Source organism: Pseudoalteromonas sp. APC 3250, assembly GCF_030407915.1.
Lineage (GTDB): Bacteria > Pseudomonadota > Gammaproteobacteria > Enterobacterales > Alteromonadaceae > Pseudoalteromonas > Pseudoalteromonas tetraodonis.
Window position 1 is genome coordinate 133,586 of the sequence record NZ_JASDCM010000009.1, and the last position, 7,776, is coordinate 141,361.

The window sequence follows — 7,776 nt, forward strand, 5'->3', positions numbered from 1 at the left end:
ATGACTCTACCCGAAAATTAATTAATAAATTTCAGTTATATATAATAAAAGTAAATTTAATATTTGCGATATAACCTTAGTACATTAAAGGTTATTTATAGTAGAATTATTGGTCAGAGTTTTACCCTATATTTATTTGGATACGATTATTTTTACTGCATCATTAAAACATCAGCTTTATCGACTACTTATGCTAATTTGCATGCCTGTAGCTGCTGTCATTTTAGTAACCTTGTGGTTTAGTCGTGACGCGGCTATTAAAGAGCACGAGAAAAAAGTGCGCTCTATCACTGAGCACCTAATTATCAAGCAGCAAAGCATGATTAATGATGTAGAGCATATTACTGAGTTTTTAGCAAAAAAGCAGAAAGACATTAAGTCTTTATCTTCTCGCTGCCCTTCGTATTTTTTAGATGTTAAGGCACTCAATGGCAATATCGCGAATATTGGTTTAGTAAACAAAGACGGCGATTTAATTTGTTCCTCAAATAATGGTGCCCCTAATATCAACGTTAGTGATCGTCCCTACTTTAAAAACGCACTCGCCAGTAAAGAGTTTAGTATTGGCCATTTCCAGCACGATCGCAGCCTTGAAGCCCAGAGTATTAACTTTGCTTCCCCTATTCTTAATGAAAACAATGATATTGAAGGCGTGATAGTAACTGTAATTGCTTTAGACTGGTGGAGCTCGGCACTTAATAGCTTGAATTTACCGACAGAAGTTCGAGTCGCCATCACTGACTCTAATAATCTTATTTTAGCCAACTCCCCTTTTTCAGCCGATAGATTAGGTTATAAATTGGAAGAGTTTGATTTAGAACATAATTTACAAGCAGGTGTCATTTTTAAAGGAAAAGATGGTATCCGTAGAGTTTTTCATCAAACGACTCTCTATCGAGATGGCAATGACAATAAGCTCTCTATTTATATTACTCAACCAATAGATAAAACACTTGAGCGGATAGATATTAACTTTGTAAAAATGGTTTTAGGATTTTTAATGACCATTCTTCTTTTAGCTGTATTAGCTAGACGACTGGTCAATAAAAGCATTTTAAATCCGATTAAAAGTCTAACGCAGGCGGTTAACCGCTTAGCGGCCGGTAATATGCCTCATGACGATGAGCAGCCCAATAGTCCTGAGCTAAATAGACTTTACCATCGTTTTAAATACATGGCCGAGACTCGCTTAACGGCTGAAGCATGCCTTAAACATAAGCATGACGAGCTCAATAGCCTGCTTAATGCATTACCCGATGCTTTTTTACGCGTAGATGCCAATGGCAATATTCTTGATACCGGTGGACGTATTAAATCGTTAAATTATAGCCATTCAACACCCCCTAAAAAATTATCGTGTTTATTCTCTGATGCTAATTTAAAACAAGTGCAAGGGTACTTAATACCCCTGAATGCCCCTGTCACTGTTGAGCTTGAACAAAAACAAGACAATCAGTTTTATGAAGCTAAAATTAGCCCAATGAAAAAAGCCGATGAGTTTATTATCGTTATTAGTAACATCACGCAACGAAAGCAAAATCAAGAATCGCTGCATTTAGCGTCATTAGTTTACAACAACAGCAGTGAAGGCATGGCAATCACGGATGAAAATGGGGTTATTTATGATGTGAACCCTGCGTTTTGTGAAACAACTTTGTATTCTCGAAAAGAAGTACTCAATAAAACGGTGGGTATTTTATCATCGGGTAAACACGATAAGCAGTTTTATAATTACATGTGGCAATCGCTCAATAAAACAGGGCGTTGGCAAGGTGAAATAACCAATCGTCGTAAAAATGGCGAGCTGTATGTTGAATGGTTAACCATCGATACTATTTACGATAAAAATAAAGCCCCGACTAGTCGTATTGCTATTTTTACCGACCTAACCGAGAAAAAACAAGCAGATGAATTAATTTGGCGACAAGCGCACTTTGATCATTTAACCGACTTGCCTAATCGATTAGAACTAAAAGAGCGCTTAAACCAACGATTCGCAAACCTGACCAATGCAGATCAAAAACTGGTCATTATGCTATTAGATATTGATCATTTTAAAGATATTAACGACACATTGGGCCACCATTACGGCGATAGATTACTTAAGTTAGTGTCTGAGCGAATTGTGCAAACGGCCAAAGAGGCTGACTTTGTAGCACGAATTGGCGGAGATGAGTTTGTTGTTGTGTTTAGTGATTTACATGGCAGCGATAATATAAAGCAAATAGCAAAATCACTTTTGCTTAGCCTTGCCTCCACTATTTTTATTGAAGATGAAAAAGTGTATATCAGTGCCAGTATTGGTATTGCCTGCGCGCCAGATGATGGCCAAAATCCAGAGCAATTACTTAAAGCCGCTGACCAAGCTATGTATAAAGCAAAAAATAGCGGTCGCAATGGCTTTGAATTTTTCTCACATGATATGCGTGAAGATGCAAACGCAAGAATGCAACTACTCAAAGAGCTTCGCTCAGCTATAGAGCTAGAACAGTTTGAATTGTATTACCAGCCTATCGTATCGCTTGATGATTTACACATTCACAAAGCTGAGGGGCTTATTCGTTGGCAACATCCAGAAAAAGGCCTGATCAGCCCTGCTGACTTTATTCCTCTTGCTGAAGAAACCAGACAAATAAATGCGCTCGGTCAATTCGTATTTGCTGAGGCACTACAAACACTTAATGATATTAAAAAACACATTCAAGATGAATTTCAAATAAGCATTAACGTTTCACCAGTGCAATTGGCAACCGTCGATAGCGGCATAGACGAATGGTACGATATGCTAGCAACGGCAAATATACCAGCCTCAGCGATTGTGGCCGAAATTACTGAAGGCTTAATGGTTAACCCTGAAGAACTTACCCAAAGTCGTTTGAAAGCCTTGGTTAAGTCAGGGATGCAATTGGCCCTTGATGACTTTGGCACCGGTTATTCATCGCTTGCTTACTTGCAAGAAATGGATACCGACTACCTAAAAATAGATAAACGCTTTGTTGATAATATTCAAAAAGGCAGTCAAGAGCTGGCTTTGTGTGAAGCAATTATCATGATGGCTCATCAGCTTGGTTTAAAAGTGATTGCCGAAGGCATAGAAACAAAATTACAAATGGATTTATTACTTGAGGCCGGTTGTGATTATGGCCAAGGCTATTTGTTTTCAAAGCCGCTGCACAAAGCCTCGTTTATGCAGCTGATAACAACAAATCAAGTAATTAGTTTAAAATAAAAGTCATTTAGCCCTAATACTGGTTATTTTGTGTCGAGGTGGTCTGCTACATACGCACCTCGCTGCCCTCTTTTTTTATTTGGTCCAATGGTGCTGTCTTGAGCGGTTTGCTGCTCTAACGCAGCATTGATTGTGGCTCCCAAAATAATGATATAAGCGCTAATAAATAGCCACATAAGCATAATAACCACTCCACCTAAAGAGCCATATGTTTCGTTGTAACTGGCAAAATGAGATACATAAAATGAAAAGCCAAAAGATGCCACAATCCATAATACGGTGGCGGTGAATGAGCCCACGGTAACCCAGCGCCATTTAGCTGCTTTTCTGTGAGGCGCATAACGGTATAAAATTAATAATGCAAAGTTAAAGGTCAATGCCAGCAACGGCCATGATATAAGCATGATTAAAAAATCAATACTCTCTTTAATTCCGAGTAAATTAAGCGCTAGCGGTAATATACCTATAATTACCAGTGCTATTACAGCCACCACAATTGCACCCACTGAAAATAACAAACGCACAAGTTGCGCCTTTAAGAATGAGCGTTTTTCGTATTCGTGATAACTAATATTACATGCTGTGATCAACGCTTGGCTGCCCTTAGAGCTACTCCAGATAGTTAACAGTAAAGTACCCAGCGCACTAAGGCTTAAACTAGTTTGTGACTTTTGCGCAAGACTTGAAACTTGAGATAAAATAATTTCTTGAGTGCTTTGTGGTAATAACGCCATAAACTGACTTAAATACACACTAATATCATTCGGTGATGCAAAATAAGCATACACAGACACCAATGCCGCAATGGCGGGAAAAATAGCCAGTAACGCATAAAATGCCACGCCAGCCGCCACTAAAGATAAATTATCACGGCTCATTTTTTTTACTATTCGCCTTGTAATATCCCACCAGCCACGCAGAGGGATATGGTTAGGCTGCTTGGCTCTTTGGCCACGCTTAAAGTCACTCATAGTTAACTCCCTTTTTCTAATTAAGTAGCAAAATGTTTGCCAAACAAATACTGCTTGGTATTAAACTTGCTGCTATTGTTTAACACAGACCCTAATTACTTCGACCTAACACGGATGACCTCTATGCTCAGTGCTTTAATTGCAACACTCGCTAATAACACATCAATTCCAGCAATCGACACCGTTAAGCCAAACTCAATTTCTTGGAGCTTTTTAAAAGATCAAAGCGTGCAATTACTACACACATTCATGCAATTACTGCCCACTTTATTATTAGGGATTGTTATTTTGGTGATTAGTTATTTAATTGCCACACCATTATCACGCTTGTTAATAAAGCCTGTTACTTACATGACCAAGAGTAAATTAGTACATCTAGTTGCTAGGCGAGGTATTAGCACCTTAATTATTTTACTCGGGTTTTATCTATTTTTACGCTTGGCAGGACTCACCGAATTCGCGGTCGCAATTATGAGTGGCACCGGATTAATTGGGCTTATTTTAGGCTTTGCCTTTCGGGATATTGCTGAGAACTTTATTGCCAGTTTACTTTTAAGTGTACAGCGTCCATTTAAAATAGATGATGTAATAGAAGTTGATGGCAGAATTGGTATTGTTAAAAAAGTAACTGCACGGGCAACCACTTTAGTTGACTACGATGGCAATCATATTCAAATACCCAATGCGACTGTGTATAAAAATACCATTAAAAACTTAACCGCTAATCCTAAAATGCGCGGTCATTTTTCAATCGGTATTGGCTACGATAATGACATTCGCGACGCACAAAGTTTGGCAATTAGTATGATATCGCAGCAAACCTCTGTGCTTAGCGATCCACCTCCCCAAGTATTGATTGATAACTTAGGCTCCGCCACTATTAACTTTACCGTTTACTTTTGGGTCAACGGCGAACAATACAGCACGGTAAAAGTAGCCTCACAACTTATGCGAGAGTTAATCAATAGTTTTACGCAACATAATATAAGTATGCCTGACAATGCCAGAGAGCGTATATTGCTCAATAGCCAAGGTGAAGATATTTATCCCATAGCAAGCGAAGCTAAAACAGAGACAACAGAAGAAATTAACGAGCAATCACATATTCAAAAACATAAAACCACAGAGCATGAACACAGTATTGATGATGTAAGTAGTGATACGGATGATATTCGCGAGCAAGCCGATGAATCACGCGACCCAGAGCAAGGTAAAAATATTATATAGAGAGGTTCGAGGTTCGAGGTTCGAGGTTCGAGGTTCGAGGTTCGAGGTTCGAGGTTCGAGGTTCGAGGTTCGAGGTTCGAGAAATTTAAAAGCCTTGCGGTTAACATTACAAGGTTTTTTATGCCTGAAGGCGATAGTTAGTCTCGCGTCGAGTTTAGGTTTTAAGCCCGCAACCCGAAGCTCGCCGCCCGCAACCTGACAGCATATTCCAAACACAAAAAAGCCCGCAGCGTTAACTGCGGGCTTTTTTATTGAATGAGTGAGTCAGCCGGTAAGTGAACAGGTAGACTAAAATATAAACATAATAATCAATACGTTATATTAATTGTGGCAAACGTAAAAGTAGATTTTGGCACACTATTTGGCGCAATTCCAATTACGTATTAAGGTTTTAATAAAAGCCTTTTGAGCTTTTGTAACTCAGCTAATGATCCGCCCATTAAGCTATCACCAAAACCTGTTACTTCAATCTTAGCAAGATTTCGAGATAGCCTCTTCTTCTCATTTGAATTATTAAGAGAAGATCTTAATCCGACCACGCCTAAATATTTTAGATCATTCATTTCATCATGGCTAAAGTATTTATTATCGGTATTACTATACATTCTTACTTTATTTGATTTTTCAAAAATACTACAAACGTTTTTTAGTTGAACTCTTAACTCGTCAATCTTAGGTCTTTTTAATTGGACTTCAATTCTGTTAAGTGAATCCGGACAATTAGACCCTTGTTGTAAAGACTTATTGTATACTTGCAATCTAAACTCACTCGCACCAACTATCTTTGTTTCCATGACTGACTCACTATTAAAATAGTTATTTAACTTAGAAGAGCCACTTATATTTAATATAGTATCTTTAACTGAATCACCTTTAAAATCTAATGCAAAATCAACTCTAGAAATTAAGGACTCATTAACTATCTCACTATAATTTTTACCAACTAATGACTTCAGTCTAGAGAAAAAATATCTAAGATATTTCTCACTTGTAAATGCAGGGTTCCATCTTACCTTCAAATAATTACGCGCCTTCCCCTTTGGAGAGTAATCAATATAAAAATGTTCACTTTCGTTAAAAGCTTTTCGATTATAATACCGACACTTCTGTTTTTTCTTAGAGCATCTCTCTATTAAATCTTCATTTAAAAGCTCTCTAATTAATTTTTTAACATGCCTTTTTTTTACATTTAAAGTTATAGCAAAAAAATCAAGGTGACTTGAAGACTCAACACCACAGAAACTTTTTACTTTCTTTTTGTTTTCAGCTTTAGTTTTTATAACATTATGTATCTTTGGGTGCTTAAATGAATTTTCTTTTTTCAAGTATTTGTAGGTACCTAAGCTCCAAAAAACACAGTCAATTTCTCGATAATCATAACCGTATCTCGAAATGAACTGATCTATTGAGAACTCTTTAACTTCATTTCCACCTATAGAATAGGTATATATTTTATTACTATGCTCAATAACAGTATCTACTAACGATAAACTAATTGAATCTTCATCTAATCTATCATGTCCAACTAACCTGATGTTATAATTGAGCAATTCATCTATATCTTTCATGTTTAGTCCTAACATTTAATGTGGACTTACTTTTTACAGATTTAAATTATTAAGGTTCCAAGCAAAGATCCCTTACGTTCCCAAATAGTATTAATTTAAATATACTTGACATGTAAACGTTCCAGAACTAACGTTTAGTTAATTCGTTTCGGAACGAGTAAATTCAAAAAAAAACGTTCCAGAACTAAATAAAAAATAATTCGTTCCGAAACTAATCAAGTCACAAAAAAGTTCCAGAACGAAATGAATATATTAAACAGGTAGCATTTAGAATGAATAAGAAAAATATTAAAATTTGGGAATGGTACATTTCACATAATGAGCTATACAATAAGGATATTGAGCCAAAGTTAAAAGTTGAAATAAGAAAAACCAAAGAGGTTATATCAAAATATTCAACAGCAAAAATCAAAAACATAGACAATATAATTGAAATATTAACATCATCAAAAGAGCCTAAAAAATCATTAGAAAATGAGTTAGAAAAGGAGTTCACGGGGTTAAAAAACATTTTCAACCGAGTTAAGCCACTTTTAAGGACACTAGAAAAAAGTACTTGGGATAATTATCTAGCTAGAATAAGAAAACTAAAATTCAATAATAAAAGAATAACAATATCTATAAACAAAGATATTTATTTTAGATTAAGGAAAATGAATCGCCCCGAGTTCATCGGAGACCAGTTTGTTTAAGTCAGGCCACTTTACCTGACTCGTTTAAATTATCATAGTAGTCTGTTTCATATTGAGCTGGTGAAATATACCCAATTGAAGATAATAAG

General features: G+C 36.5%; 5 protein-coding genes. 3 read left to right on the top strand and 2 right to left on the bottom strand.

Features of this window, described 5'->3' with window-relative positions; translation table 11 throughout:
- Positions 1-202 precede the first annotated feature (202 nt).
- On the top strand, positions 203-3,229 hold the full coding sequence (locus QL986_RS11480) for an EAL domain-containing protein (RefSeq protein ID WP_290191555.1): 3,027 nt from the start codon (positions 203-205) through the stop codon (positions 3,227-3,229).
- 23 nt (positions 3,230-3,252) lie between these two features.
- On the opposite strand, the gene QL986_RS11485 is transcribed toward QL986_RS11480, so the two are convergent.
- Entirely contained in the window at positions 3,253-4,200 is a 948-nt protein-coding gene (locus QL986_RS11485; protein WP_290191556.1) for a YihY/virulence factor BrkB family protein, read from the bottom strand.
- A gap of 123 nt (positions 4,201-4,323) precedes the next feature.
- On the opposite strand from QL986_RS11485, the gene QL986_RS11490 reads away from it, so the two are divergent.
- Positions 4,324-5,427, top strand: a complete 1,104-nt coding sequence (locus QL986_RS11490; protein WP_290191560.1) for a mechanosensitive ion channel family protein — start codon at positions 4,324-4,326, stop codon at positions 5,425-5,427.
- A 383-nt stretch (positions 5,428-5,810) separates the two neighbouring features.
- On the opposite strand, the gene QL986_RS11495 is transcribed toward QL986_RS11490, so the two are convergent.
- A complete protein-coding gene (locus QL986_RS11495) occupies positions 5,811-6,995 on the bottom strand; it encodes a hypothetical protein (RefSeq protein ID WP_290191557.1) in 1,185 nt (394 codons plus the stop codon).
- A 272-nt stretch (positions 6,996-7,267) separates the two neighbouring features.
- Here QL986_RS11495 and QL986_RS11500 point away from each other — a divergent pair, with 272 nt between their 5' ends.
- Entirely contained in the window at positions 7,268-7,687 is a 420-nt protein-coding gene (locus tag QL986_RS11500; RefSeq protein ID WP_290191558.1) for a hypothetical protein, read from the top strand.
- Positions 7,688-7,776 lie beyond the last annotated feature (89 nt).